This is a genomic window from Kingella sp. (in: b-proteobacteria) (genome assembly GCF_030527935.1).
In the GTDB taxonomy this organism is placed as follows: Bacteria; Pseudomonadota; Gammaproteobacteria; order Burkholderiales; family Neisseriaceae; genus Kingella_B.
This window is the reverse complement of sequence record NZ_JAUMZV010000027.1, coordinates 1-23,330: the sequence shown is the minus strand read 5'-3', so window position 1 is coordinate 23,330 and position 23,330 is coordinate 1. Positions and strand designations below refer to the sequence as shown.

Genomic DNA, 23,330 nt, shown 5'->3' with positions numbered 1-23,330 from the left:
TGCCAGCCGCGCATGATAAAGGCAGCCTGAAAAACGGTAAACACCATTTTCAGGCTGCCTATTGCCTTTTCAGGCTGCCTACTATTTTCAGGCTGCCTAATCTAATTCACAAGATTAGTGTCCGCCACCACCGCAAACGCCACAGCAGCCTGAACCACCTTGTTTCATGTCAATCACCATGCGGCCTGTAATTTTGCCTTGGTGCATTTCGTCAAAAATGGCAGGGGCTTCATCCAGCGTGCGCAGTTGCACTTTGGGCACAACCAAGCCTTCCGCGCCAAATTGGAACGCTTCTTCCAAGTCTTTGCGTGTGCCCACCAGCGAGCCCACCACTTCAATGCCGTCCAGCACCAAGCGTGGGATAGACAAATCCATGCTTTCAGGTGGCAAGCCAATCGCCACCACGCGACCGCCTGCGCGAACGCAGTTCACAGCGGAGTTAAACGCTGCTTTGGATACTGCGGTTACCACCGCTGCATGCGCGCCGCCAGTATGTTTTTGGATAAATTCCGCCGCGTCTTCTTTGTTGGGGTTCACCACCAAATCCGCGCCGCTTTCTTTGGCAAACGCCAGTTTTTCATCGTTCACATCCACGGCAATCACGTGCGCGCCAAATACTTTTTTCGCGTATTGCACGCCCAAGTTGCCCAAACCGCCCGCGCCGTAAACGGCAATCCATTGACCTGGGCGAACGCCTGCCACTTTAATGCCTTTATAAGTGGTTACGCCCGCGCAAGTGATGCTGGATGCTTGGGCAGGGTCTAAACCATCGGGCACTTTCACCGCATAATCGGCATCCACAATGCAATGCGTTGCCATGCCGCCATCGGCGGTGTAGCCTGCGTTCAACACGCTGCGGCACAAGGTTTCCCTGCCTGTGTTGCAGTATTCGCAAGAGCCGCAGCTTTGGAACAGCCATGCAATGCTCACGCGGTCGCCCACTTTCAAGGCTTTCACGCCATCGGCCACTTCTTTCACCACGCCGATGCCTTCGTGTCCCAACACCACGCCTGTTTTGTCGCCATAATCGCCAGCGGCAACGTGCAAATCGGTGTGGCACACGCCACAATATTCCACTTCAACCAACGCTTCGTTGTAACGCAAGGGGCGGATTTCTTTTTCTTTAACTTCCACGCCATGTTTTGCGCTGGGGTTCACTACTGCTGCTTTCATTTTAGCCATGATTTTTCTCCGTTTTGGAAAGGGTTTAACGATGGTTTTGAAAATGACGCAAACTGCACGCCAACGTGAACTGCGGCATCAGTATGCGCTTTTGGGTTAAGGCGTGTCAAGAAATGTAATGTAAAAAGTCCTTTGTAATCAAATAGATGTATATGTTATAGTATAACCAGTTTTGCTTGTGGCTTGGTTACGCGTTTTCAGGCTGCCTTATCGTTTGGCGATTAGGCAGCCTGAAAAAGTTTCTGTTAAAATTCGTTTCCTTAACACCACATTAAAACGGAACGCGCCATGCAAGTGCCACAAGAAATCCGCATCAATAAAACACACGACACACTCACCCTTGTTTACCCCAGCCAAGAACACGCGCTGCCTGCCGAATTTTTGCGCGTGTATTCGCCCAGCGCGGAAGTACGCGGGCATGGCATTGGACAAGAAACGCTGCAAACAGGCAAACGCGGCGTGTTGATTACCGACCTAGAAGCCGTGGGCAACTACGCGCTCAAAATCACTTTTTCCGATGGGCACGACAGCGGTTTATACGACTGGGCGTATCTTTACAATCTGGGCAGTCATCAAGCCGAATTGTGGCAGCAATATCTTGCCCTGCTGGCGATGGAAGGCGCATCGCGCGAGCCTGATTTAACTAAGGACTTATCTGCGCCCGCCAAAACCAAAGCGCATGGCTGCGGCGGCTGTTCGCATCATTAAACCACATCGCGCCGCCCCAACGCGCTTTATCCCTTTATCCATTTTCAGGCTGCCCTTTGCCCACCCACCGCACACATGAAAAACCTATACACCCTAATCCCTGCCCTGCTGATTATCGGCACTTGCCTGTTTAGCTACATCGGCTTCACCAACCGCGCCATTTTTGACCGCTACCAATTTCAAGTTGGGCAAGTGCGCTACAACAAACAATACTACCGCCTTATCTCATCAGGCTTTTTGCACGCCGATTGGGGGCATTTGTTTTTTAATATGCTGACGCTGTATTTTTTCGCCAGCCCCATCATGTATTACTACGGCGTGTTTGTGTTTGTTTGGCTTTATCTTGGCTCCATCACCGCAGGCAACGCCTTTTCGCTGTGGCTGTATAAAAACCGCCCCAGCTATGCCGCCATTGGCGCATCGGGCGGTGTGTCGGGCGTGTTGTTTGCCGCTATTTCGCTTGCGCCACTCAGCAACATCGCACTCTATGGTCTGCTAACCATGCCAGCATGGATTTTCGCCACTTTATACTTCGCCTATTCGGTTGTGATGCTGCTCAAACCCCGCCCGTGGGACAACATCGGACACGCCGCGCATCTGGGCGGCGCAGCATTGGGCATGGCATTGGTTGCCACGCTCTCGTTGCCCATTTTTGTGCACAACATTGTTTACATCGCCATCATGAGCCTGCCGCTGCTGTATTTGGCGTACGAATTACTGATTAACAAGAAAGCCCGCTGATGAAGAACTTTACCCGCCTAACCGCCCTACTCGCCTGCACCACCGTGCTGTGCGCCTGCGACAAAATTTCCGAAGCATTGCACCCCGCTTCCGAGCCTGCCGCCGCCAGCCAAGCATCCGCGCCCGCCGCTTCTACGCCCAAAGCCATCAACGTGCGCGAAGCCTTTATCAGCGCGTGTTTGAGCACGGCATCGCAGCAAGCCCCCGCCGATGATGCCACCATGCAATACTGCGGCTGCGTGTATGACGAAGGCGAGAAAGCCTACGGCGACAAAGCCCAATGGGACAGCGCACTCGCCATTGATAAACCCGAAAATATGCCCGAAAAACTGCAAAAAACCGTTGCCAGCGTATCGGATAGCTGTTCGCAAAAATTCTTTGGCGTGAGCGCGGCTTCGTCAGCCATTGCGTCTGCGCCCGCTTCCAGCCCCGCTTCTGCGCCTGCGGCATCGCAACCCGCTGCTAAAACAGCCCAAACCAAAGCCCACGCCGCCACGCCCGCCGCTGCATCGCAACCTGCTGCCGCCAGCAGCCCAGATAATGCCGCCAGCGCATCTGCCGTTGCTGCATCCGATGCCAGCGCACCCGTTGCCACAGCGGGCAAACATTCGGGTAGCAGACATCGCGGGCATGGTCGCCGCCGTCGCCGTTAATTTGAATAGGCAGCCTGAAATGTGTTTAACGTTGATAATCCGTTTTCAGGCTGCATTTATAGCCCAAACGCCGTTTCAGGCTGCCTTTTATCTCGCCTTATTCTCGTTCCCCAGAAAGCCCCCAACATGACCGACCAAAAAACCCATTTCGGCTATCAAACCGTAAACGAAAGCGAAAAAGCGGGCAAAGTTGCCCAAGTGTTCCACTCTGTTGCCAAGAATTACGACATTATGAATGACGTGATGTCGGGCGGGCTGCACCGCGTGTGGAAGCACTTTACGATTAACACCGCGCGCGTGCCCCAAGGCGGTAAAGTGTTGGACATCGCAGGCGGCACGGGCGATTTGTCGCGCGGCTGGGCAAAGCGCGTGGGCAAAGACGGCGAAGTGTGGCTCACCGACATCAATTCATCCATGCTCACTGTGGGGCGCGACCGCCTGCTCAACGAAGGCATGATTTTGCCCGTTGCCGTGTGCGATGCCGAAAAACTGCCGTTTCCCGATAATTATTTTGACTTGGTTTCCGTGTCGTTTGGCTTGCGCAACATGACGCATAAAGACGTTGCCCTTGCCGAAATGTATCGCGTGTTAAAGCCCAGCGGCACGCTGTTGGTGCTGGAATTTTCCAAAGTGTATGAACCGCTGAAACCTGCTTACGATTTTTATTCGTTCAAATTTTTGCCGCTGATGGGCAAATACATCGCCAAAGATGCCGAGAGTTATCAATACCTTGCCGAAAGCATCCGCATGCACCCCGACCAAGAAACGCTGAAACAAATGATGCTGGACGCAGGCTTTGACCGCGTGGATTATCATAATTTGAGCGCGGGGATTGTGGCGTTGCATAAGGGCGTGAAGTATTGATGGCAACACATCAGGCAGCCTGAAACGGGAAATAGGGTTTCAGGCTGCCTTAGTTTGTGCGAACACTCTTGTTTATGCCTTAACTGCGTTATCCAAAAGGCAGCCTGAAAATTAGGCAACTCGCGTGCCCATCCAACCGCCCCCCCATTTTCAGGCTGCCTTATCTGCCATACCCCCACCCCACCATGCCCACCATCGCCCAAATCCTGCAAACCAGCCCCCTGCCCCGCAACGAAACCCGCCTGCTGCTGCAACACGCCACAGGCTACACCGCCGCCCAGCTCATCACGCGCGACCGCGAACCGCTGCCCGAACCCCAAGCCGCACGGCTGCAACACCTGATTGCACGGCGCAGCGCAGGCGAACCCATCGCCTACATACTCGGCACGCGCGAATTTTACGGGCGCAGCTTTACCGTCTCCCCCGCCGTGCTGATTCCGCGCCCCGAAACCGAACACCTGCTGGAAGCCGCCTTGCAACGGCTGCCCGCAAGCGGCACGCTGTGGGACTTGGGCACAGGCAGCGGCATCATCGCCATCAGCGCAAAACTGGAACGCCCCGATGCCACCGTGTACGCCAGCGACAACAGCCCCACCGTGCTCAAAGTCGCCCGCCAAAACGCCAAAATACTGGGCGCAGCAATCACCTTCGCACAAGGCTCGTGGTTCGCCGCCGATGCGATTGACCGCATCCATCCGCGCAAACGGCTTTTCAGGCTGCCGCAACACATCGCCGATGTCATCGCCAGCAATCCGCCCTATATTGACGTGAACGATGAACACCTGCACCAAGGCGATTTGCGCTACGAGCCACCGCACGCGCTCACCGATTTTGCCGACGGCTTGGCGCACATCCGCCACATTGCCCAACACGCTCCCGATTATCTGCGCGACAACGGCTGGCTGCTGCTGGAACACGGCTACGACCAAGGGCAAGCCGTGCGCGATATTTTGGCGCAGCGCGGCTACACGCAAATTGAAACGCAGCAAGATTTGGCAGGGCTAGACCGCGTAACGCTGGGGCGGTTTCAGGCAGCCTGAAACCTTTGCCCACGAACGGCAGCCTGCGTAGCGTAGCGGAATTTCAGCGAAACTAAAACAACATTTCAAAACGTGTTTTCAGGCTGCCTTTGTATCGCGCTAAACCACACATCAATCTCATCCACACAAAAAAGCAGCCTGAAAACGCATCTCACCGCATTTTCAGGCTGCCTATTTATATCGCCCGTTTACGCCGCTTTATCACGGCTGATGGACATCTTAATCACTTGCCATGCAAACAAGCACGCGCCGCCGATAAAGGTAAAGTCCGCAATCGTGCGAATCCAGCGGAACAGCACCAAATAATCCTGCTGCATAAACGCTTCGCTACGCGCATACCACAAGCCGTGGCTAATCGATGCGTACGCTTGAATCACGCCAATCGGCAACAAGCTAGACACAATCATCAATGCCAAGCCGCCGTTGAGCAGCCAGAAGCCAATGGTCATGTATTTGGCGTTGTAGGTGTAGTTTGGCTTGATATAACAGCCCACCAGCAACACAAAGCCCAAAGCCAAGAAGCCATACACGCCGAACAACGCGCCGTGTGCGTGCACCGCTGTGGTGTTCAAACCTTGCAAGTAGAACAAAGTAATCGGCGGGTTAATCAAGAAGCCAAACACGCCCGCGCCCAGCATATTCCAGAACGCAACGGCGGTGAAGCACATCAAAGGCCAGCGCAAACGTTGCATCCAAGGCGCAGCGTGTTGATGAGACCAATGCTCATACGCTTCATGCCCCAGAAGCACCAAAGGCACCACTTCCAAAGCAGAGAACGAAGCACCCGTTGCCAAAACAGGCGTGGTTGTGCCCGTAAAATACAAGTGGTGGAATGTACCTGGAACGCCGCCCACCAAGAACAAGCTGCCCGCCACCAAAGACGCAGCAGTTGCCGAGCGGTAGCTCACCAAGCCCAAGCTGTAAAAAATGAAAGACAGCGCAGCAGTGGCAAACACTTCAAAGAAGCCTTCCACCCACAAGTGCACCACCCACCAACGCCAGTATTCCATCACAGGCACAGGGCTGTGTTCACCGTAGAACAAACCGGGGGCATAGAACGCGCCCACGCCCACGATAGAAGCCACGAAAATCGCCAGCAAGTTTTTGTCGCCGCCTTGTTTAAATGCCGACATGGTGCAGCGCAGCATCAAGAACAGCCACAGCAAGAAGCCAACCGTCAGCAACAATTGCCAAAAGCGGCCCAAATCCAAATACTCAAAGCCTTGATGCCCAAACCAGAAATTGGTTGAGCCAGACATTTTGTTCAACACCAGCGACACAAAGTTGCCCGCATAAGAACCCGCCACCACAATAAACAAAGCAACGTAGAGCAAGTTCACGCCCAGAGCTTGAAATTTCGGGTCTTTGCCACCGTTAATAATCGGCGCAACAAACAAGCCCGCAGTCAAAAAGCCAGTCGCAATCCAAAATAGCGCAGATTGCAAGTGCCAAGTACGCGCCAGCGAGTAAGGCAAAAGTTTAGACAATTCAATGCCATAGAACGTTTGACCTTCCACCGTGTAGTGCGCCACCAAGCCACCGAGCAAAATTTGCACGATAAACAGAACCACCGTCAGCGCAGCATATTTCCACAACGCTTTTTGCGATGGGGTCAGCGTGATTTTGGCTAATGGGTCGGCATCGGGTGCTTTGGGCGTATCGTCGTGCGAACGCAAGAAATGATAACCCCACACCAAAAAGCCAATCCCCACCAACAAGAACACAAACGATGCAAACGACCACATATAGTTTTCAGTCGTTGGCACGTTGTTAATCAGCGGCTCGTGTGGCCAGTTGTTGGTGTAAGTCGCTTCGGTGTTTGGGCGGTTGGTGGAAGCCGTCCACGCCGTCCAGAAGAAGAAATTGGTTAATTTTTGACGCGCTTCGGCATCGGGCAAGGTGTTGGTGCGCATCGCAAAATGTTCGCGCGATTTATCCAACGATGGGTCATCGCCATACAAGCCGATGTAGTAAGGCGCGATGCTTTCAATCGCTTTGATGCGCGTATCCGACAGTTTCACACTGCCATCTTCTTGCACGCCGCTGTTGAAGCGGTATTCTTGAATCATTTTCGCGCGCACGGTTTCTTGTTGCACTTTATCCAACTCGGCGTATTTTTTGCCAAAATCAGCCTGCGCGGTTAAATCCAACCATGCTTCCAATTCGCGGTGTAGCCAATCGGCAGTCCAGTCAGGGGCTTGGTATGCGCCGTGTCCCAACACCGAGCCCAGCTCCATGCCGCCGGTGCTTTGCCATGCAGATTGACCTTTGAAAATATCGTCTTTGGTCAGCAAAACTTTGCCGTCCGCCGAAACGAATTTTTCAGGAAACGGGGGCGATTGGCGATAAACTTCAACGCCAAGATACCCCAGCAGCGTGAATGTTACGGCTAACACGCCAATGAGCATGTACCATAACTTTTTGTATTGTCCCATTTTGTGCTCCTTAAAAATAAAATTGGACGTGGTTAAAAATTCATTATTATTGAATGTTAAAAATTGTAACACGAATATTGCCAAAATAAATAGCGATTTTTTCAGGCTGCCCTAACCAAGCCTAATTGAGAGTATTTCTTATCTATAACCGCGCGTGTTGAAAAACCACATTCTGCTATCCAATCGCTTACTTTTTTTGATTTATCGCAAATTTTTCTAATAGAAAATTCAGCAAATATGAACTTTTTTGATTTTGTTGATTTATGTCAAGATGCGTTAACCCACCTTAACCAATAATGCTTGCCAACAACAAGGCAATGCCCCAAAGGCAGCCTGAAAATAATTTTAAACCCGTGTTTAAGGACACAACACCATGAAACGTCAAACCCTTGCGATGCTCATCGCTTCTGCTTTTGCTCTTTCTGCTTGCGCTCCCCAACCTGCGCCTGAGGACAAACCCGCTGCCAGCGCGCCTGCCGCAGCCGCTTCTGCCCCTGCTGCGGATGTCGCTTCTACGCCCGCTGCTTCTGCTGCTGCCCAAGCCGAAGTGCCCGATAGCGAATTGCCTGTGATTGATGCCGTTTTAACCAAAGCGCCCGAAGTTCCCCCCGCCATTGACCGCAAACACGCGGCTCGTGTGAAAGTGAACATTGAAGTGCAAGAAAAAGTGATGAAAATGGCAGACGGCGTGGACTACAAATATTGGACGTTCAACGGCGATGTACCGGGTTCATTTATCCGCGTGCGCGAGGGCGACCAAGTGGAAGTGCATTTCTCCAACCGCTCCGATTCCACCGTACCACACAACATTGACTTCCACGCCGCAACAGGGCCGGGTGGTGGCGCAGCCGCTTCGTTCACCGCCCCAGGGCATACCAGCGTGTTCAGCTTCAAAGCGTTGCAACCGGGGTTATACGTTTACCACTGCGCGACTGCGCCCGTGGGGATGCACATCGCCAACGGTATGTATGGCTTGATTTTGGTTGAGCCAAAAGAAGGCTTGCCCAAAGTGGATAAAGAGTTTTACGTGATGCAAGGCGATTTCTACACCAAAGGCGAATACGGCGAACAAGGCTTGCAACCGTTTGACATGAAAAAAGCGATTGATGAAGACGCGGATTACGTTGTCTTCAATGGACACGTTGGCGCAATTGCAGGCGACAACGCGCTCAAAGCCAAAGTGGGCGAAAATGTGCGCTTGTTTGTGGGCAACGGCGGGCCAAACCTTGTTTCTTCGTTCCACGTGATTGGCGAAATTTTTAACCGCGTGGTAGTGGAAGCTGGCACAGTAGAAAACCACAACGTGCAAACCACGCTTGTGCCCGCAGGCGGCGCGGCGATTGTGGAAATGAAACTGGATGTTCCAGGTAGCTACACTTTGGTTGACCACTCTATCTTCCGCGCGTTCAACAAAGGCGCGCTGGGTCAATTGGTTGCCGATGGGGCGGAAAACAAATCCATCTTCTCGGGCAAAACGCAAGATTTGGTTTACCAAGGCGAAGGCGGCACGATTCAAACCGCGCCCTTAACCGCTAGCGAAGCATCGCAAGTTGCCGCTGGCGCACCCAAAGCCGCATCCAAAGAAGAGCGCATTAAAGCAGGCGAAAGCGTGTATCAATCCACTTGCTCGGCTTGCCACGGCGCAGGCGGCTTGGGCGTGGAGGGCGCATTCCCCCCATTGGCAGGATCTGATTACTTGAACGCCGACCACAAACGTGGCATCCATGCGGTTGTGAAAGGCTTAACAGGCGAAATCACCGTAAACGGCAAAAAATTCAACAGCGTGATGCCCGCGCAAGCCTTGGATGATGAAAAAGTTGCCAACGTGCTCACTTATGTGTTGAACAGCTTTGGCAACAAAGGCGGCGAAGTGAAACCCGAAGACGTTGCTGCCGCGCGTAAATAAATAGTTTGAGAGATTGGCTGCCTGATTTGTTTAACAACGATTCAGGCAGCTTTTTTAAAGGCAGCCTGAAATCGCCTAACTACGCAAAAATGCGTACAATCCGTTTTCAGGCTGCCTTATGATAGCCATCGCTTAAACCATTTCATGACTTTTCAGGCTGCCTTACCACAAGGAATATCATCATGCGCCCCCAACACATCATCCTGCTTGCCGCCCTATTTTCAGGCTGCCTTAGCGCGCACGCCGTGGAAATGGCGAGCATCCCCAGCGGCTCTTATCGCCCGCTGTATCTCAAAAAAGACACGCCGATGATTAGCGTAAAAGCGTTTCAAATTGACAAAACGCCCGTAACCAACGCCGAATTTGCCCAATTTGTGAAAACCCATCCGCAATGGCAACGCGGCAAAGTGGACGCAAAGCAAGCCGAGCCAAACTACTTGAAACAATGGGACAAAAACGGCCCCAAAGCCGCCGATGCCAACAAACCCGTAACCAACGTTTCATGGTTTGCCGCCCACGCCTATTGCGCCGCGCAAGGCAAGCACCTGCCCACCAACGATGAATGGGAATTTGTGGGGCTGGCATCCGAGCTGCAAGCCAACGGCAGCAACGAGCCCAGCTACAACCGCACCATTTTGAGCTGGTATGAAAACGGCAGCAAAGGCTTAAAAAACATCCGCCAAAACAAACCCAATTTCTACGGCGTGTACGATATGCACGGCTTGATTTGGGAATGGACATCCGATTTCAACAGCAGCCAAATCACATCAGGCACGCTCAAAGCCGCTGATTTCTGCGGCACAGGCGCAGTAAACAGCAGCGACCCCAGCAACTACGCTGCTTTCCTGCGCTACGGCATCCGCACCAGCTTGCAGCCCAATTTTGTGTTGCACAACATGGGTTTTCGCTGTGCCAAATAGTTTTCAGGCTGCCTAAAACCATTTTCAGGCTGCCTTGACTGAATAGGTTTCAGCCCACGCGCTTACTATGGAATAACCGCGTGGGCTGAAACTTACTCCCCCCCCATTTCAAAATCCGTTTTCAAGCTGCCTTCCCATCCATTGCACACAAGGAACAACCATGACCTCACGCCAAACCCTGCTCAACTGGTGCGACCAAACCCTGCAACCCCAGCTATTCAAAGACGGCGCACCCAACGGCTTGCAAATTGAAGGCAGCGACTCAATCCGCCACATCATCACCGCCGTAACCGCCAGCCAAGCCGCCATCAACCACGCCATCGTACAAGGCGCAGACACCCTGCTTGTGCACCACGGCTTATTTTGGCGCAGCGAACCAACCGCCATCATCGGCTGGAAAAAGCAACGCATCGCCGCCCTACTCGCCCACAATATCAACCTAATTGGCTACCATCTACCACTGGATGCCCATCCCGCGCTGGGCAACAACGCCCAACTCGCCACCCAACTCCATTGGCAGCCTGAAAACACATTCGGCGAACAAAACCTACTCAACATCGGCACACTCCCCGAAAACCAACGCACGCTCGCCCAGCTTGCCCAAGCAGTTGAACAAACATTAGGCAGAACACCCACCATCATCGGTAACCCCAACCAACCGCTTAACCGCATCGCATGGTGCACAGGCGGTGCACAATGGTATTTTCAGGCTGCCATAGACGCAGGCGCAGACGTGTATCTCACAGGCGAAATCTCCGAAGCGCAATATCATCTTGCCAACGAGACAGGCACAGCATTCATCGCCGCAGGACACCACGCCACTGAGAGATACGGCATCCAAGCATTAGGCGATGCACTCGCACAACAGTTTGGCGTAAAAGTGCAGTTTTTTGATGAGAATAATCCAGCGTAATAAAAACAGGTGATGTCCTAAAAAGTATGCTGGTTTGATTATTGTTGATAGCCAGCAGTACTGATTAAAAGCTCTGCAATCTGTTCCCTCTCCCGCCAGCGGGGGAAGAAACAGTCAGTAGTGCAGCATACTTTTTAGGACACCACCTAAAAACAAACAAAAAAGCAGCCTGAAACCGATGAAATAAAGGTTTCAGGCTGCTTCTTTATGGAAACCATAAATTCCTAAACAAAAAAACTCCCCACTTTCGTGGGGAGTTTTATCATTCTAAGCCTGAATAATCTCAGATTAGAATTTGTGTTTCATACCAACACTAACTACGTTAGTTTTGAGTTTAGATTCACCTTTACCAGATTGCAGGTAACCATATTGACCATTAACGATTGTACGTTTAGACAATGCATAGTCAGCACCTACAATACCTTGGTAGTATTTGCCGTTACCAGCAATTTTGTTACCGTCAATATCTTTAATACCGAAGCCGTAAGCAAAAGAACCTTTTAAGCTTAAAGCATCGTTAAGAGTGTAAGCACCAGACAATGCAACTTCGTTTACTTTGTCAGCATCTGCGTTCAATACAGAGTCAGCACGTTCTACGCGTTGTGAACGTTGGTAAGCTAAGCCAGCCAACCATTTGTCGCTTTCGTAACCAGCTTGTACCAATGCTTGGTAGCCACCTTTTTTACCAGCAGCAACAGCAGCAGTAGTGCCACGTGCATATACACCAGCAACATCAGCAAAGAAACCAGAGTTTTTGTAGCTTGCGCTCAAACCATAGATGCCTTTTGCTTTTGAGTCGTGGTTACCTAGTGCGTTAGTATTTTCACCGTTTTCTTGCTCGCTAGGTGAGTAGTAAGCTTTTGCAGTGAAACCAGACAAATCAGGAGTTTGGTAGCTAATCGCAGTTGCGCGACGGTTAGCATCAGTACCACGAGTAAATACACCCAAACCAGCAGCAGCAGAGTCGTATTCCCATTGGTCTAGTTTACCGTTCAATTCGTGAACAGGAGTTTCTTGGTAACCTACTTTAACAGTACCGAAGCCACCTTTCAAACCAATGAAAGAATCACGAGTATTGAATGTGCGACCAGAACCACCACCAATATCTACTTTAGATTCAACTTGCCAAATAGCATCCAAGTTGTCAGTCAGGTGTTCATGACCTTTGAAACCGATACGTGAACCGTAGTCAACGATTTGAGTAGTTGAACCTTTGTTTTTGTCTTTGCCAAATTTGTTACCAAAAGTAGTTTCAACACCACCTTTGATTTGACCGTACAAAATTACGTCTGCCATAGAAGCAGTTGACAATGAAACTAAAGCCAAAGCAATCAGAGTTTTTTTCATTTCTGTATTCCTTATGTTTACTTAAACAAGTTTTGAAAAGAATTAAATGTGCTCAAATGAGCGCTTTTAATCCCTGTTAAGCTCAATCAATCATGAGCCTTGCAGTTCGCAGTCGCTAATATAGCTATTTTGAGAGAAAAAAACAAACTTATTTTTTGCTTTTGTGTTGAACATACTTTGGGATTTTTGGTTTTATTTTGGTTGTTTTGCTTTATTTTGTTGTTTAATAAAACAATTTTACAGAATAAAATAGTGTTGTTTTTTTGCAAATTTATTTTTTGCTGTTTAATTATGTGTTGCTTTTTTGTGTGTGCGATGGTGGCAGCTTGACGTTTTCAGGCCGTCTTAGACTGCGAGCTGTTACCCATTGTTACGCGGTGGCGAGTTTTTCGCTGATGCCTTGTTCAATTTTGGTTATGCTGTCGGCTTGGGCTTCTTGGTAGGCTTCTTCTAGGGCGAAGGCGAAGCCTGTGGCATCGGTGCCACCGTGGCTTTTGACGACGATGCCACGCAAGCCGAGAAAGATTGCGCCATTGTAGCGGCGTGGGTCTAGGCGACGTTTGAAATTTTTGAGCACGGGCAAGGCGGTGAGTGCGCTGAATTGGGTGTATAGGTTGCGTTGAAATTCTTGTTTGATGATGCCCGCCATGAAGCCTGCTGTGCCTTCTATGGTTTTGAGCACGATGTTGCCCACAAAGCCGTCGGCAATCACGATGTCTGCTTGATCTCTGTATATTTGGTTGGCTTCTATGTTGCCAATGAAGTTGATGGGACTTTGTTGGAGCAATTGAAAGGCTTGTTTGACGATTTCTGTGCCTTTGATGTCTTCTGTACCGATGTTGAGTAAGCCGATTTTGGGAGCGTTTTGGCTGGGATAAAGGGCGCGGTAGAGTTCGTTGCCCATGATGGCGAATTGGTGGAGTTGCTCGGGGGTGCTGTCCACGTTTGCGCCAAGGTCTAGCATTAGGGTTAGGCTGTCGTTTTCGGCGGGGAGAAATTTGGCGATGGCGGGGCGGTCTATATGGGGCAGGGTTTTGAGTACGAAGCGGGCGGTTGCCATAAGCGCGCCTGTGTTGCCTGCGGATACGGCGGCTTGGGCGTTGCCGTCTTTAACTTGCTGGATGGCGATGCGCATGGATGAATCTTTTTTGTTTTTGAGCGCGTATTGCGGGGCTTCGTCCATGCCAACAATTTCGCTGGCGTGCACGATGCTGATGCGCGTCATAGGGGCGTTGGTTTGTTGCAGCGCGGTTTGAATTTGGGCTTGGTCGCCCACCATGATGAGTTGGGCATCGGGACGGCGTTGTAGAAAATTGGTGGCAGCGGGCGCGGTTACGGCGAGACCAATGTCGCCACCCATGGCATCTACGGATAGGGTTATCATTTTGGTTTCCTTTGTGGTGATTTTCGCTTGGGGCAAGGCTTGTGAATGGGGTTTCAGGCTGCCTTTGTGTGCGAATAATCAATATTTAATGGGGTATTGTAAAACGGTTTCAGGCTGCCTGAAACGCTTTTTGGGGTTTCAGGCAGCCTGAAAAGGGGTTGTTGCTTGTTAGAACTTGCATTCAGGTTCTTATTCTTCGTCTGAATGAACGCCTTTGGCGGCGCGGTGGTTGTGCGCTTCAATATCGGTGGCATCCCACGGGTAGTTTATCCACCAGTCTTCAATTTCTACGCCGCTAAAATAGGCAACGTCTGCGGGCAGCTCGGCGGCTTTGGGTTTGAGTTTGTTGTGAATCACCGCCACGCCAATTTTTTTGAAGCCATCGCGTTCCAATTCGTCTAGCACAAAGCGCATGGTGGTGCGGCTGTCGTCCACTTCGTCCACCACCAACACGTTTTTGCCTTGCAATTCGGCGGGGATGGGGTCTAGCCATTGGATTTTCTGCACGGTGTCGGCGGTGCGGCCATCGGTTTCGTTGAGATAATAGGCGGTGGTTACGGCGTAGATGGGGATGTCTAGAAAAGTGCGCAGCATTCGGGCGGGGATGAAGCCGCCGCCGCCGATGGCTATCATGGCATCGTATTGGATGCCTGCTTCGTTGATTTTTTGGGCGATGTGTTTCACGGTGCGATGGATGTCATCGTAGGTGTACCAAATTTTTTGTACCATGGGAATGCTCGCTTTGGGTTGCTGGGATGGGTTTTCAGGCTGCATGAAGTGTGAGAGTAGACAGCCTGAAAATGGTTGATACGAAAAAGCCAGCCGATATTGCTGTTGCTCAATCGCTGGCTTTTGCGCCGTTGTGCTTATTCGCCTTTGGCTTTGGCTACTTTGCGACCACGATACATTCCGTTGGGAGAAATGTGGTGTGGGCGATGCACTTCGCCTGTTACGCCATCTACGGACAATGCGGGAGCGGTGAGCGCATCGTGTGAACGGTGCATACCGCGGCGTGAAGGGGATTTTTTGTTCTGTTGAACAGCCATTTTGAACTCCTAATTGAATGAAAGATAAAAAAGTTAGCCCGATTTTTTCAATCCTGCCAGCGCGGCAAAGGGATTGGGTTTGCTTTGATTGTTGGCTTCTGGTTGGGCGTTGCCGCATTGTTCGTGCTTGGGGGAAAACGGCAAAGCCATTAGGATTTGGTCTTCAATAAGCGAGAAAACGTCTATTTCGGGTTCTTGCACCATGCCTTCGAGGTCTTCATCGGCGAGCATGGCTTCGTCTAGTGTTTCTTCGTTTTCAAACAGAACAATTCGCACGTTTTCGTTTAACGCAAATTCTGTGGGTTGCATACAGCGTTGGCATTGCAGGGGTAGGCAGCCTGAAAGGGTGAGCGTTAAATAGGGGCGTTGCCATTTATCTGTGCCACCTGTTAGGGTGTAGGCGATGGATGATGACAAGTTGATGAAATCGTGCGTCCAGATGCGTTCGTCTAGTTGGTTGAGCGAGACGTTGCCTTGCAGGGTTTCTTGCTTGGCGGTGAACGCTTGGGAATCAATCAGTATTCGGTTTAACATAAACGGCGCATGATATAATTTTGCGTTTGTTTAGTCAATATTTTTAAGGGAGTGGCGCGATGGCGTTGCCTGTGGTTTTGGGTTCTTCTTCGGTGTTTCGGCGGCGGCAGTTGGCGGCTTTGGGCTTGGATTTTGTGGTAGGCAAACCTGTGTTTGATGAGTCGCCTTTGGCGGGGGAATTGGCGCGGGATACGGCGTTGCGGTTGGCGGTGGGCAAGGCGAAATCGCTGGCGGGGCAGTTTCCTGCGCATTTGATTATTGGGGCGGACCAAGTGGCTTGGTGCGATGGGCGGCAGTTGGGCAAGCCGATGTCGGTGGAAAGGGCGGCGGCGATGCTGGCGGAGCTATCGGGGCGGGAGATTGTGTTTTACAGCGCGGTGTGTGTGTTGGATTCGGTTTCAGGCTGCATCAAATCACACGTGGATGAGACGGTGGTGCGGATGCGGGCGTTGTCGGCGGGGCAGATTGGGCGGTATTTGGCGCGTGAGCCTGATGCGATTTTTTGCGCGGGGGCGGCGAAGAGCGAAGGCTTGGGGGCGGCGTTGTTGGAGCGGGTGGTGTGTTCTGACCCGAATGCGTTGATTGGGCTGCCGATTTTTTGGTTGGTGGGGGCGTTAGGGGAGTTTGGGGTGGTGGTGGTTTGATGTTGTGGGGATGGGTTTTCAGGCTGCCTAATCGGGTAAACGGGATTAGGCAGCCTGAAAATGTTTAGGGCTTGTGGTTTAGAGAAGATGGGCAGCCTGAAAACGATGTTGGCGAGCCACTGATGTTCCATCTGTTACACGAGCTTTGCAAAAGTTTGGCTTGGAAACGGGTGAAATGGGTTTTCAGGCTGCTTTTGTGAATTTTGTGAACGGCGTGCGCAGCGAGCTGCACACCCTACTGGTTGGGGTTGGGCTGCTTTTTGTGGTGCTAAAAATGGTTTTCAGGCTGCCTAATCGGGTAAATGGGATTAGGCAGCCTGAAATTGTTTATAGCTTGCGGTTCACGGCTTGCGTTGGAGTACCCATTTGATGTCGTCGCCCAACGGCTCTACGCTGATGGTTTGCCATTGTGGCGGCTGGGTGAGCGTGGCTTCGTTTTCAGGCAGCCTGAACAGGCCGCGTGCGCTGTCGCCCAGCATTTTGGGGGCTTGGTAGTACACGATTTCGTCCACCAAATCGGCTTGGATAAAGGCGGTGGCTAGGGTGCTGCCTGCTTCTATCATCAGTTCGCCGATTTGGTATTGCTGGGCGAGTTGGGCAAGCAGTTGGGATAAATCGTTTTCAGGCTGCCTGTGGATGCGCACGTTGGGGCAATCGGCAAAGGGGTTGGCGGTGGGGTTTTGGGTGCAGATTAGGGTGTTGCCGCCGTCTTGGATGATTTGGTTGCGAGCGGGGGTGCGCAGTTGGCGGTCTAGCACGATGCGCAGTGGTTGGCGGATGGTGGGGATGCGGACGTTGAGCTGGGGGTTGTCGGCAAGGATGGTGCCGATGCCTGTGAGCACGGCGCAGCTTTCGGCGCGTTGGATTTGCACGTCGGCGCGGGCGGCTTCGCCTGTTATCCATTGGCTTGCGCCGTTGGACAGCGCGGTTTTGCCGTCTAGGCTGGCGGCGATTTTGAGTTTAACAAACGGGCGTTGCCGTTCTAGGCGCGATAGGAAGCCGCGATTGAGTGCGCGGGCTTCGATTTCGCATAGCCCGCTGGCGACTTGGATGCCTGCTTGGCGCAGGATGGCGAGCCCTTTGCCTGCCACTAGTGGGTTGGGGTCTTGCATGGCGGCGATAACGCGCGATACGCCTGCGCGGACGAGTGCTTCAGCGCAGGGTGGCGTGCGTCCGTGGTGGGCGCAGGGTTCTAGGGTTACATACGCGGTTGCGCCGCGTGCCAACGCGCCTGCCTGGGCTAGGGCGTGGACTTCGGCGTGCGGTGCGCCTGCTTGCACATGGTAGCCTTGCCCGACAATTTGGCTGCCGTGCGCGATGACGCAGCCAACGCGGGGGTTGGGGCTGGTGGAGAAGCGTCCTTGCCATGCTAGGGCTAGGGCGTGTTGCATATGGTGGGTGTCTTGGGGGGTGAAGGGCATGGTTGGGTGGGGATGGGTGGATGGGAAGGGGCGTGTAGACAGCCTGCGGAGCGCAGCGGAGTGGCGAAGCTAGAATGGATTAACGCACAGCAGGATTTGGGTTTTGTGGCTGTTTTCAGGCTGCCTGATGTAGGCGAGAAGAGGCATTTGTGCGCGTAAACAAAAAGATAGTGTCCTAAAAAGTATGCTGCACTGCTGTTCCCACTCCCGCTGGCGGGAGTAAGTTAGGGCGGCTGTTTAACCTTCCACCCCCATCCTAGCCTTCCCCCGCCAGCGTAGGAAGGAACAGATTGCAGAATTTTTAGCCCATACTATTTGCAATCAACGCCATCAACAACAATATGCGCCCTACTACTCTACGGATAACATTGAAGCAGCCTGAAAACGTGTTTACGGCTTCGCGTGAAGCTCAACTCCGTTTTCAGGCTGCCTTATATCATAGTGCGCTTAATTTATCATAGTGCGCTTAATTAAACTTCACGCTGCTTGCCAGCAAATCTTTCAACTCGTTGGCAGACATTTGCCCGCTGGTGGCGCAGACTACGGCGAGTTCTTTGTCGGCGGATAGGTGAGCGATGCAGCTTTCGTTTGTAGCATTGCCATCGTTGGCTTGGGTGTAGCGGTATGCCACGCTGTCGGCGGTGGCGGCATCCACTTGCGCGTCTTTCACGCTTTGGTCGCTCTCAATTTCTTTTTTCAAATCGGCAAACAGCTTGTCGGCGGCTTTGTCGGTTTTGCCTGTTTGCACCACGGATAGGGTTAAATCAGCATCGTCGTTGCGTTGCAACAGGGTTACTTGCTCGGCGGGCACGCCTTCGGGCAGCAGGTTGGCATCGGCGAGCTTGTCTTGGAATGCGCCGCTGATGTTTTGCGTGATAACCAGTTGCACTTTGTTGTCTTTGCTGTCTAGCGTGATGCTTGCGGCTTCGGCTGCACTGGCTGCAGCGGCGGATGCGCTAGATGCAGCGGGCGCGGCAGGTGCGCTGCTTGGGGCAGCGGGAGCGGAAGATGCGGCAGGGCTGGCGGGGTTGTCGCTACAAGCGGCTAGGCTGATGGCGGCGGCGATGAGTAAAGCGTATTGAGTTGAAAGAGTTTTTGCTGACATGGGATGTTGTCCTTTGGTTTGTTATAAAAGGGGTTAGGCAGCCTGAAAACGTTTTTTGCATACTATTTTAGCTACGCAGAAACTCGTTGCGCTCGTTTCAGGCTGCCTTTGGCTTAGCCTAAATCCAACACGGCGGATGTGTAAACGTTTTGCACGTCGTCTAGGCTTTCTAGCGCGTCAATGAGTTTTTGCATTTTTTCGGCATCCGCGCCGCTTAATTCGGTGGTGTTTTGCGCGCGCATGGTTACGTCGCCGTCTTCGGATTTGAAGCCTGCTTGTTCCAGCGCGGCTTTGATGCTTGCCCAATCGGCGGGGGCGGTGATGACTTCAATAATGCCTTCATCATCGGTAATCACGTCTTCTGCACCTGCTTCCAGCGCGGCTTCCATCAGCGCGTCTTCGTCCACATTGGCGAACACCAAATAACCTTGGTGCACAAAGTTAAACGCCACGCAGCCGTCTGTGCCCAGATTGCCGCCGTTTTTGGTGAACGCGTGGCGCACATCGGCAACGGTGCGGGTTTTGTTGTCGGTCATGCAGTCCACCATCAGGGCTGCGCCGCCAATGCCGTAGCCTTCGTAGCGCAGTTCTACATAATCCACGCCTTCTAGGTTGCCTGTTCCTTTGTCTATCGCGCGTTGCACGTTGTCTTTGGGCATATTGGCATCCCATGCTTTGTCCATTGCTAGGCGCAGGCGGGGGTTGGATGCAGGGTCGCCACCGCCTTGCTTGGCGGCTACGGTGATTTCTTTAATCAGTTTGGTAAAAATTTTGCCGCGTTGGGCATCGACGCGGGCTTTTTTGTGTTGGATATTCGCCCATTTGCTGTGTCCAGCCATGTTGGTCTCCGAGAGATATAGTGAATTGACTTTGAATGATTACTGCGTTGGCTCGCCCACCACGGGCGAAATGGTTTGTTGCCAAATCAGAGATTTGGACAAAGCCAGTTTTGCTGTACTACTTGGGTAGTGTCCTAAAAAGTATGCTGCACTGCTGTTCCTTCCCCCGCCAGCGGGAGAGGGAACAGATTGCGGAGTTTTTACCCAATACTGCTTGCTATCAACCATAATCAAGTCAGCATACTTTTTGGGACACCACCACTACTTGTACTATCTGCGGCTCGCCGCCTTGTACTCATTCAAATTGAATTCACTATAATTGCTTCAAAACGCGCGATTTTATCATAGAACCTTTTTTTACTGTAATTGGGCGAGACAAACTGGATTTTCAGGCTGCCTTGTGGTGTTGGGGCAGCCTGAAATCGTGTAAACAAAATGCCAAGCCGTTGCCATTTTCAGGCTGCCTTAATCTGCCACCCGCGCCATCATGCCAGCCATGCTGTAAACAAAGGCAGCCTGAAAAGGCAAATTACCGTACAATTCCACTCTACGCAAAACAGTTCACACATTCTATGATTTACCACCGTCAATTCATCAAAGAAACCACGTTTACCGCCATCGCTATCTTTTTTGTGGTGCTGGCGATTTTGGTGTTTACCCAAGGCATCAATATGCTCGGGCGCGCTGCCGATGGGCGCGTTGCCGTGGATGCCGTTGCCACGCTGATTGGCTTTTGGACGCTGGGCATGACCCCGCTTTTGCTGGTGCTCACCGCCTACATCAGCACGCTCACGGTGCTCACGCGCTTTTGGCGCGACAGCGAAATGGCGATTTGGTTGTCCAGCGGCTTAGGGCTGAAAAAATGGATACGCCCTGTGCTCACTTTTGCCCTGCCGCTGGCAATCTTGGTGGCGGCGATGCAAGTTGCCGTGTTGCCGTGGGCGGAATACCGCAGCCGCGAATACGCTGAACTGTTGAAGCAAAAGCAAAATTTATCGCTGGTGCAAGCAGGCACGTTTAGCGAGTTGGGCAAAAAAGATGGGCGCGTGTATTTTGTGGAAACGTTTGATACCGACAACGGCGTGATGAAAAACCTGTTTATCCGCGATATAGACGAAACGGGGCGCGACAGCGTGGTGTTTGCCAAGGAAGGGCATTTTGATTTGTCGGGCAACAAGCGCACGCTGGTGCTGAACAACGGCTATCGTTACAGCGGCATCGCGGGGCGCGGCGATTTTGACCAAGTGTCGTTTCAAGAACTCAATCTCATCATCGACACCACGCCCAAAGTGGTGAACCCGATTGACCACCGCCGCACCATCCCCACCGCGCAGCTCATCGGCAGCTCCAATCCGCAATACCAAGCCGAATTGATGTGGCGCGTGTCGCTGCCGATTACCGTGTTGCTGCTGAGCCTGCTGGCGATTCCGCTGTCGTATTTCAACACGCGCTCGGGCAATTCGTATCACGTTTTGCTTGCCGTGGGCTTTTTTCTGGTTTACCAAAACGGCTTAACCCTGCTGCGCGATGCGGTGGAAGACGGCAAAATCAACTTTTGGCTGGGCTTGCTGCCGATGCATTTGCTGATGCTTGCCTGCATTTGTGTGCTGCTGCGGATGCGCTCCATGCCCGCGAAGCCGTTTTGGCAAGGGCTGAAAGCGGCGGTGCTGGGGCGATAGTTACGCTCATCGCCCAAAGGCAGCCTGAAAATTAACTATCTTTTTTGTACATCATTTTGGAAACACTCATGAGCTTCATCAAAAATTTGTTTATTGCCTTTTTGGGCTTATTCTCCTTTACCGGCAACGCTGCACCACAACCCGAACCACCACAAAACACTCATTCCCAAGAACAAAATACGCAACCTAAATCTTGTAAAGACTATTTGCACAAAGTAACCGACTTGGACGATTTAATTCGGCAGATGTTCCAAACAGGATTATTTGATAATTGTTTATACGATATGACACCCGAGGAATTGCATCAAATTTGGGGCATACCTGTTTTGCCTGATAAGGGCTACGACTATCGCGCTTCGCAATCTGATTTTGGTTCACCGTTTAATTTTTTTGTGCAATACTATACTTTTCCAAATGAAAAATTAAAGCAGTTTTCTATTGCGCTGAATAAAAAAGGATTTGAACAAGATGGGACACTTTTCCCTAGTGGTAAATTTCCTGATTTTTTACCAGAACCATCAATTATAGATGATTGGCATCCTTATATAGGAGGCACATACGAATTAACATCAAGCAATTATATTGCTAAACCTGATGCAGAAATTCAGCCTGAAAAAGTCTATTATTGGGGAAATAATACGTTAAGTAACAGCCATTTAGATTACTTGTTAGTTGAAACATATATTGGTAGAGACGGAGTTGTTTGGCAGTTAGCATTCAGCAAAGGAGTAAGTAGTTTCTCAAATCAAACCGTTACAGAATTTAAAAAATAGATAATTAATTTTATAGTTAAGGAATAAATCATGTCAACTTACAACAATCTCACTCCAGCAGCAGTGCAACAATTTCAAGATATAACAGCAAAAATTTGAGTTAATAACCTAACCTATTCAATCACCACTAAAAAAAGGATTTATTATGAGCTTCATTAAAAATTTGTTTATTGCCTTTTTGGGCTTATTCTCCTTTACCGGCAACGCTGCACCACAACCCGAACCACCACAAAACACTCATTCCCAAGAACAAAATACGCAACCTAAATCTTGTAAAGACTATTTGCACAAAGTAACCGACTTGGACGATTTAATTCGGCAGATGTTCCAAACAGGATTATTTGATAATTGTTTATACGATATGACACCCGAGGAATTGCATCAAATTTGGGGCATACCTGTTTTGCCTGACAAGGGCTACGACTATCGTGCTTCACAATCTGATTTTGGTTCACCGTTTAATTTTTTTGTGCAATTTGATGTTTCGCCCGATAAAAAATTAAATTGGCTTGCGATTGCGCTGAATAAAAAAGGATTTGAACAAGATGGGACACTATTCCCTAGTGGAAAATTCCCTGAATTTTTACCCGAACCGTCAGTTATAAATGATTGGCATCCTTATATAGGAGGTACGGAGGAATTAACATCAAGCAATTATATTGCTAAACCTGATGCAGAAATTCAGCCTGAAAAAGTCTATTATTGGGTAAATAATACACTAGGTAATACTTATGCAGATGGATTGTCTGTTGAAACACATATTGGCAGAGACGGCGTTATTTGGCAATTAATGTTTAGAAAAGGGTATAGCAACTTCTTCAATTTACCTGTTTATGCTACTAAATTCAAAGAAAACACAGATAACTAATTTCAAGAAAGGCAAATTATTATGACAACCTATAAAAACTTAAATCCAGCAGCAGTACAACAATTTGAAGGTATTGCAGCAGAAAGTGGAACACCTGTTCAAATGTTATTGATGCGTGTCAATCACAACCCAATATTAGCAAAACAGTTTAACGATTTTTTTGCCATGCCAAGAGATAAAGGTAAAGAAGCGTTTAAATATGATGCAAAAATCAAAGGCGCATTTTTCTATCCAGAAGATAACGCAATCTACTTTTCCCCTAGTTATCTTGTTTACGAAACCCTAGTCCACGAACTCGGTCATGCAATGTATCCGCCTAGGGTTAAAG

26 protein-coding genes are annotated in these 23,330 nt (G+C 50.9%); 15 read left to right on the top strand and 11 right to left on the bottom strand.

Translation table 11 applies throughout. The annotated features are described in order from the left end of the window. Window positions 1-114: 114 nt before the first annotated feature. Window positions 115-1,173, bottom strand: a complete 1,059-nt coding sequence (gene adhP, locus Q4A85_RS09320; protein WP_303109726.1) for an alcohol dehydrogenase AdhP — start codon at window positions 1,171-1,173, stop codon at window positions 115-117. Window positions 1,174-1,470: 297 nt separating this feature from the next. On the opposite strand from adhP, the gene Q4A85_RS09315 reads away from it, so the two are divergent. From Q4A85_RS09315 to ubiE, 5 genes are all read left to right on the top strand, one after another. After that, the gene (locus tag Q4A85_RS09315; RefSeq protein ID WP_303109715.1) at window positions 1,471-1,890 is read left to right on the top strand and encodes a DUF971 domain-containing protein; all 420 of its coding nucleotides are present in this window, start codon (window positions 1,471-1,473) and stop codon (window positions 1,888-1,890) included. A gap of 75 nt (window positions 1,891-1,965) precedes the next feature. Further along, on the top strand, window positions 1,966-2,631 hold the full coding sequence (locus tag Q4A85_RS09310) for a rhomboid family intramembrane serine protease (RefSeq protein ID WP_303109714.1): 666 nt from the start codon (window positions 1,966-1,968) through the stop codon (window positions 2,629-2,631). Next, entirely contained in the window at window positions 2,631-3,284 is a 654-nt protein-coding gene (locus Q4A85_RS09305) for a hypothetical protein (RefSeq protein WP_303109713.1), read from the top strand. The genes Q4A85_RS09310 and Q4A85_RS09305 overlap by 1 nt, the downstream gene beginning before the upstream one ends. Then, on the top strand, window positions 3,262-3,414 hold the full coding sequence (locus Q4A85_RS09300) for a hypothetical protein (RefSeq protein WP_303109711.1): 153 nt from the start codon (window positions 3,262-3,264) through the stop codon (window positions 3,412-3,414). The genes Q4A85_RS09305 and Q4A85_RS09300 overlap by 23 nt, the downstream gene beginning before the upstream one ends. Next, on the top strand, window positions 3,411-4,148 hold the full coding sequence (gene ubiE / locus Q4A85_RS09295) for a bifunctional demethylmenaquinone methyltransferase/2-methoxy-6-polyprenyl-1,4-benzoquinol methylase UbiE (protein ID WP_303109710.1): 738 nt from the start codon (window positions 3,411-3,413) through the stop codon (window positions 4,146-4,148). The genes Q4A85_RS09300 and ubiE overlap by 4 nt, the downstream gene beginning before the upstream one ends. Here the strand turns inward: ubiE and Q4A85_RS09290 are convergent. Then, window positions 4,097-4,327: a hypothetical protein gene (locus Q4A85_RS09290; RefSeq protein ID WP_303109708.1), complete on the bottom strand. Its 231-nt coding sequence runs from the start codon at window positions 4,325-4,327 to the stop codon at window positions 4,097-4,099. The genes ubiE and Q4A85_RS09290 overlap by 52 nt on opposite strands. 6 nt (window positions 4,328-4,333) lie before the next feature. Here Q4A85_RS09290 and prmC point away from each other — a divergent pair, with 6 nt between their 5' ends. After that, window positions 4,334-5,188, top strand: a complete 855-nt coding sequence (gene prmC / locus Q4A85_RS09285) for a peptide chain release factor N(5)-glutamine methyltransferase (protein ID WP_303109707.1) — start codon at window positions 4,334-4,336, stop codon at window positions 5,186-5,188. 188 nt (window positions 5,189-5,376) lie between these two features. Here the strand turns inward: prmC and Q4A85_RS09280 are convergent, their stop codons facing one another. Next, entirely contained in the window at window positions 5,377-7,623 is a 2,247-nt protein-coding gene (locus Q4A85_RS09280) for a nitric-oxide reductase large subunit (protein ID WP_303109706.1), read from the bottom strand. 373 nt (window positions 7,624-7,996) lie between these two features. Here Q4A85_RS09280 and nirK point away from each other — a divergent pair, with 373 nt between their 5' ends. The 3 genes from nirK (at window position 7,997) to Q4A85_RS09265 (ending at window position 11,362) form a co-directional block, all read left to right on the top strand. Next, on the top strand, window positions 7,997-9,529 hold the full coding sequence (gene nirK, locus Q4A85_RS09275; protein WP_303109704.1) for a copper-containing nitrite reductase: 1,533 nt from the start codon (window positions 7,997-7,999) through the stop codon (window positions 9,527-9,529). 182 nt (window positions 9,530-9,711) lie between these two features. Next, complete coding sequence (locus Q4A85_RS09270) at window positions 9,712-10,449, top strand: formylglycine-generating enzyme family protein (RefSeq protein ID WP_303109702.1); 738 nt, start codon at window positions 9,712-9,714, stop codon at window positions 10,447-10,449. 160 nt (window positions 10,450-10,609) lie between these two features. Next, entirely contained in the window at window positions 10,610-11,362 is a 753-nt protein-coding gene (locus Q4A85_RS09265) for a Nif3-like dinuclear metal center hexameric protein (RefSeq protein ID WP_303109700.1), read from the top strand. Between the two features lie 288 nt (window positions 11,363-11,650). Here the strand turns inward: Q4A85_RS09265 and Q4A85_RS09260 are convergent, their stop codons facing one another. The 5 genes from Q4A85_RS09260 to Q4A85_RS09240 all read right to left on the bottom strand — a co-directional run bounded on the left by Q4A85_RS09260 (window position 11,651) and on the right by Q4A85_RS09240 (window position 15,673). Then, window positions 11,651-12,709, bottom strand: a complete 1,059-nt coding sequence (locus Q4A85_RS09260; RefSeq protein ID WP_303109698.1) for a porin — start codon at window positions 12,707-12,709, stop codon at window positions 11,651-11,653. A 370-nt stretch (window positions 12,710-13,079) separates the two neighbouring features. Then, complete coding sequence (plsX, locus tag Q4A85_RS09255) at window positions 13,080-14,093, bottom strand: phosphate acyltransferase PlsX (RefSeq protein WP_303109696.1); 1,014 nt, start codon at window positions 14,091-14,093, stop codon at window positions 13,080-13,082. 189 nt (window positions 14,094-14,282) lie between these two features. After that, window positions 14,283-14,822 carry a phosphoribosyltransferase gene (locus tag Q4A85_RS09250; protein ID WP_303109694.1) on the bottom strand — a complete coding sequence of 180 codons (540 nt, stop codon included), beginning with the start codon at window positions 14,820-14,822 and terminating at the stop codon, window positions 14,283-14,285. 137 nt (window positions 14,823-14,959) lie between these two features. Next, a complete protein-coding gene (gene rpmF / locus Q4A85_RS09245; RefSeq protein ID WP_303109692.1) occupies window positions 14,960-15,139 on the bottom strand; it encodes a 50S ribosomal protein L32 in 180 nt (59 codons plus the stop codon). A 33-nt stretch (window positions 15,140-15,172) separates the two neighbouring features. After that, a complete protein-coding gene (locus Q4A85_RS09240) occupies window positions 15,173-15,673 on the bottom strand; it encodes a DUF177 domain-containing protein (RefSeq protein ID WP_303109690.1) in 501 nt (166 codons plus the stop codon). A gap of 59 nt (window positions 15,674-15,732) precedes the next feature. On the opposite strand from Q4A85_RS09240, the gene Q4A85_RS09235 reads away from it, so the two are divergent. Together Q4A85_RS09235 and Q4A85_RS09230 are read left to right on the top strand one after the other, a co-directional pair. Beyond that, window positions 15,733-16,317 carry a nucleoside triphosphate pyrophosphatase gene (locus Q4A85_RS09235; protein ID WP_303109687.1) on the top strand — a complete coding sequence of 195 codons (585 nt, stop codon included), beginning with the start codon at window positions 15,733-15,735 and terminating at the stop codon, window positions 16,315-16,317. Window positions 16,318-16,477: 160 nt separating this feature from the next. Continuing rightward, window positions 16,478-16,687, top strand: a complete 210-nt coding sequence (locus tag Q4A85_RS09230; RefSeq protein WP_303109685.1) for a hypothetical protein — start codon at window positions 16,478-16,480, stop codon at window positions 16,685-16,687. Here the strand turns inward: Q4A85_RS09230 and ribD are convergent. From ribD to Q4A85_RS09215, 3 genes are all read right to left on the bottom strand, one after another. Next, window positions 16,659-17,738, bottom strand: a complete 1,080-nt coding sequence (gene ribD / locus Q4A85_RS09225) for a bifunctional diaminohydroxyphosphoribosylaminopyrimidine deaminase/5-amino-6-(5-phosphoribosylamino)uracil reductase RibD (protein ID WP_303109683.1) — start codon at window positions 17,736-17,738, stop codon at window positions 16,659-16,661. The two genes, Q4A85_RS09230 and ribD, sit on opposite strands and share 29 nt — an antisense overlap. Window positions 17,739-18,204: 466 nt before the next feature. Continuing rightward, the gene (locus tag Q4A85_RS09220; protein ID WP_303109681.1) at window positions 18,205-18,843 is read right to left on the bottom strand and encodes a hypothetical protein; all 639 of its coding nucleotides are present in this window, start codon (window positions 18,841-18,843) and stop codon (window positions 18,205-18,207) included. Between the two features lie 113 nt (window positions 18,844-18,956). Next, the gene (locus tag Q4A85_RS09215; protein ID WP_303109679.1) at window positions 18,957-19,682 is read right to left on the bottom strand and encodes a YebC/PmpR family DNA-binding transcriptional regulator; all 726 of its coding nucleotides are present in this window, start codon (window positions 19,680-19,682) and stop codon (window positions 18,957-18,959) included. A gap of 572 nt (window positions 19,683-20,254) precedes the next feature. Here Q4A85_RS09215 and lptF point away from each other — a divergent pair. The 4 genes from lptF to Q4A85_RS09195 form a co-directional block, all read left to right on the top strand. Beyond that, window positions 20,255-21,361, top strand: coding sequence for an LPS export ABC transporter permease LptF (gene lptF, locus Q4A85_RS09210; protein ID WP_303109678.1), 1,107 nt, complete (start codon window positions 20,255-20,257; stop codon window positions 21,359-21,361). A 68-nt stretch (window positions 21,362-21,429) separates the two neighbouring features. Beyond that, window positions 21,430-22,134, top strand: coding sequence for a hypothetical protein (locus Q4A85_RS09205; protein ID WP_303109676.1), 705 nt, complete (start codon window positions 21,430-21,432; stop codon window positions 22,132-22,134). A gap of 145 nt (window positions 22,135-22,279) precedes the next feature. Then, complete coding sequence (locus Q4A85_RS09200; protein WP_303109674.1) at window positions 22,280-23,002, top strand: hypothetical protein; 723 nt, start codon at window positions 22,280-22,282, stop codon at window positions 23,000-23,002. A gap of 21 nt (window positions 23,003-23,023) precedes the next feature. Next, a partial coding sequence (locus Q4A85_RS09195) for a hypothetical protein (RefSeq protein WP_303109672.1) occupies window positions 23,024-23,330 on the top strand: 307 nt, incomplete at its 3' end.

Bases quoted from the DNA above. Each gene is read 5' to 3' on its own strand.
- adhP (WP_303109726.1), bottom strand. From the start codon at position 1,173: ATGAAAGCAGCAGTAGTGAACCCCAGCGCAAAACATGGCGTGGAAGTT.
- Q4A85_RS09315 (WP_303109715.1), top strand. From the start codon at position 1,471: ATGCAAGTGCCACAAGAAATCCGCATCAATAAAACACACGACACACTC.
- Q4A85_RS09310 (WP_303109714.1), top strand. From the start codon at position 1,966: ATGAAAAACCTATACACCCTAATCCCTGCCCTGCTGATTATCGGCACT.
- Q4A85_RS09305 (WP_303109713.1), top strand. From the start codon at position 2,631: ATGAAGAACTTTACCCGCCTAACCGCCCTACTCGCCTGCACCACCGTG.
- Q4A85_RS09300 (WP_303109711.1), top strand. From the start codon at position 3,262: ATGGTCGCCGCCGTCGCCGTTAATTTGAATAGGCAGCCTGAAATGTGT.
- ubiE (WP_303109710.1), top strand. From the start codon at position 3,411: ATGACCGACCAAAAAACCCATTTCGGCTATCAAACCGTAAACGAAAGC.
- prmC (WP_303109707.1), top strand. From the start codon at position 4,334: ATGCCCACCATCGCCCAAATCCTGCAAACCAGCCCCCTGCCCCGCAAC.
- Q4A85_RS09280 (WP_303109706.1), bottom strand. From the start codon at position 7,623: ATGGGACAATACAAAAAGTTATGGTACATGCTCATTGGCGTGTTAGCC.
- nirK (WP_303109704.1), top strand. From the start codon at position 7,997: ATGAAACGTCAAACCCTTGCGATGCTCATCGCTTCTGCTTTTGCTCTT.
- Q4A85_RS09270 (WP_303109702.1), top strand. From the start codon at position 9,712: ATGCGCCCCCAACACATCATCCTGCTTGCCGCCCTATTTTCAGGCTGC.
- Q4A85_RS09265 (WP_303109700.1), top strand. From the start codon at position 10,610: ATGACCTCACGCCAAACCCTGCTCAACTGGTGCGACCAAACCCTGCAA.
- Q4A85_RS09260 (WP_303109698.1), bottom strand. From the start codon at position 12,709: ATGAAAAAAACTCTGATTGCTTTGGCTTTAGTTTCATTGTCAACTGCT.
- plsX (WP_303109696.1), bottom strand. From the start codon at position 14,093: ATGATAACCCTATCCGTAGATGCCATGGGTGGCGACATTGGTCTCGCC.
- Q4A85_RS09250 (WP_303109694.1), bottom strand. From the start codon at position 14,822: ATGGTACAAAAAATTTGGTACACCTACGATGACATCCATCGCACCGTG.
- rpmF (WP_303109692.1), bottom strand. From the start codon at position 15,139: ATGGCTGTTCAACAGAACAAAAAATCCCCTTCACGCCGCGGTATGCAC.
- Q4A85_RS09240 (WP_303109690.1), bottom strand. From the start codon at position 15,673: ATGTTAAACCGAATACTGATTGATTCCCAAGCGTTCACCGCCAAGCAA.
- Q4A85_RS09235 (WP_303109687.1), top strand. From the start codon at position 15,733: ATGGCGTTGCCTGTGGTTTTGGGTTCTTCTTCGGTGTTTCGGCGGCGG.
- ribD (WP_303109683.1), bottom strand. From the start codon at position 17,738: ATGCCCTTCACCCCCCAAGACACCCACCATATGCAACACGCCCTAGCC.
- Q4A85_RS09220 (WP_303109681.1), bottom strand. From the start codon at position 18,843: ATGTCAGCAAAAACTCTTTCAACTCAATACGCTTTACTCATCGCCGCC.
- Q4A85_RS09215 (WP_303109679.1), bottom strand. From the start codon at position 19,682: ATGGCTGGACACAGCAAATGGGCGAATATCCAACACAAAAAAGCCCGC.
- lptF (WP_303109678.1), top strand. From the start codon at position 20,255: ATGATTTACCACCGTCAATTCATCAAAGAAACCACGTTTACCGCCATC.
- Q4A85_RS09205 (WP_303109676.1), top strand. From the start codon at position 21,430: ATGAGCTTCATCAAAAATTTGTTTATTGCCTTTTTGGGCTTATTCTCC.
- Q4A85_RS09200 (WP_303109674.1), top strand. From the start codon at position 22,280: ATGAGCTTCATTAAAAATTTGTTTATTGCCTTTTTGGGCTTATTCTCC.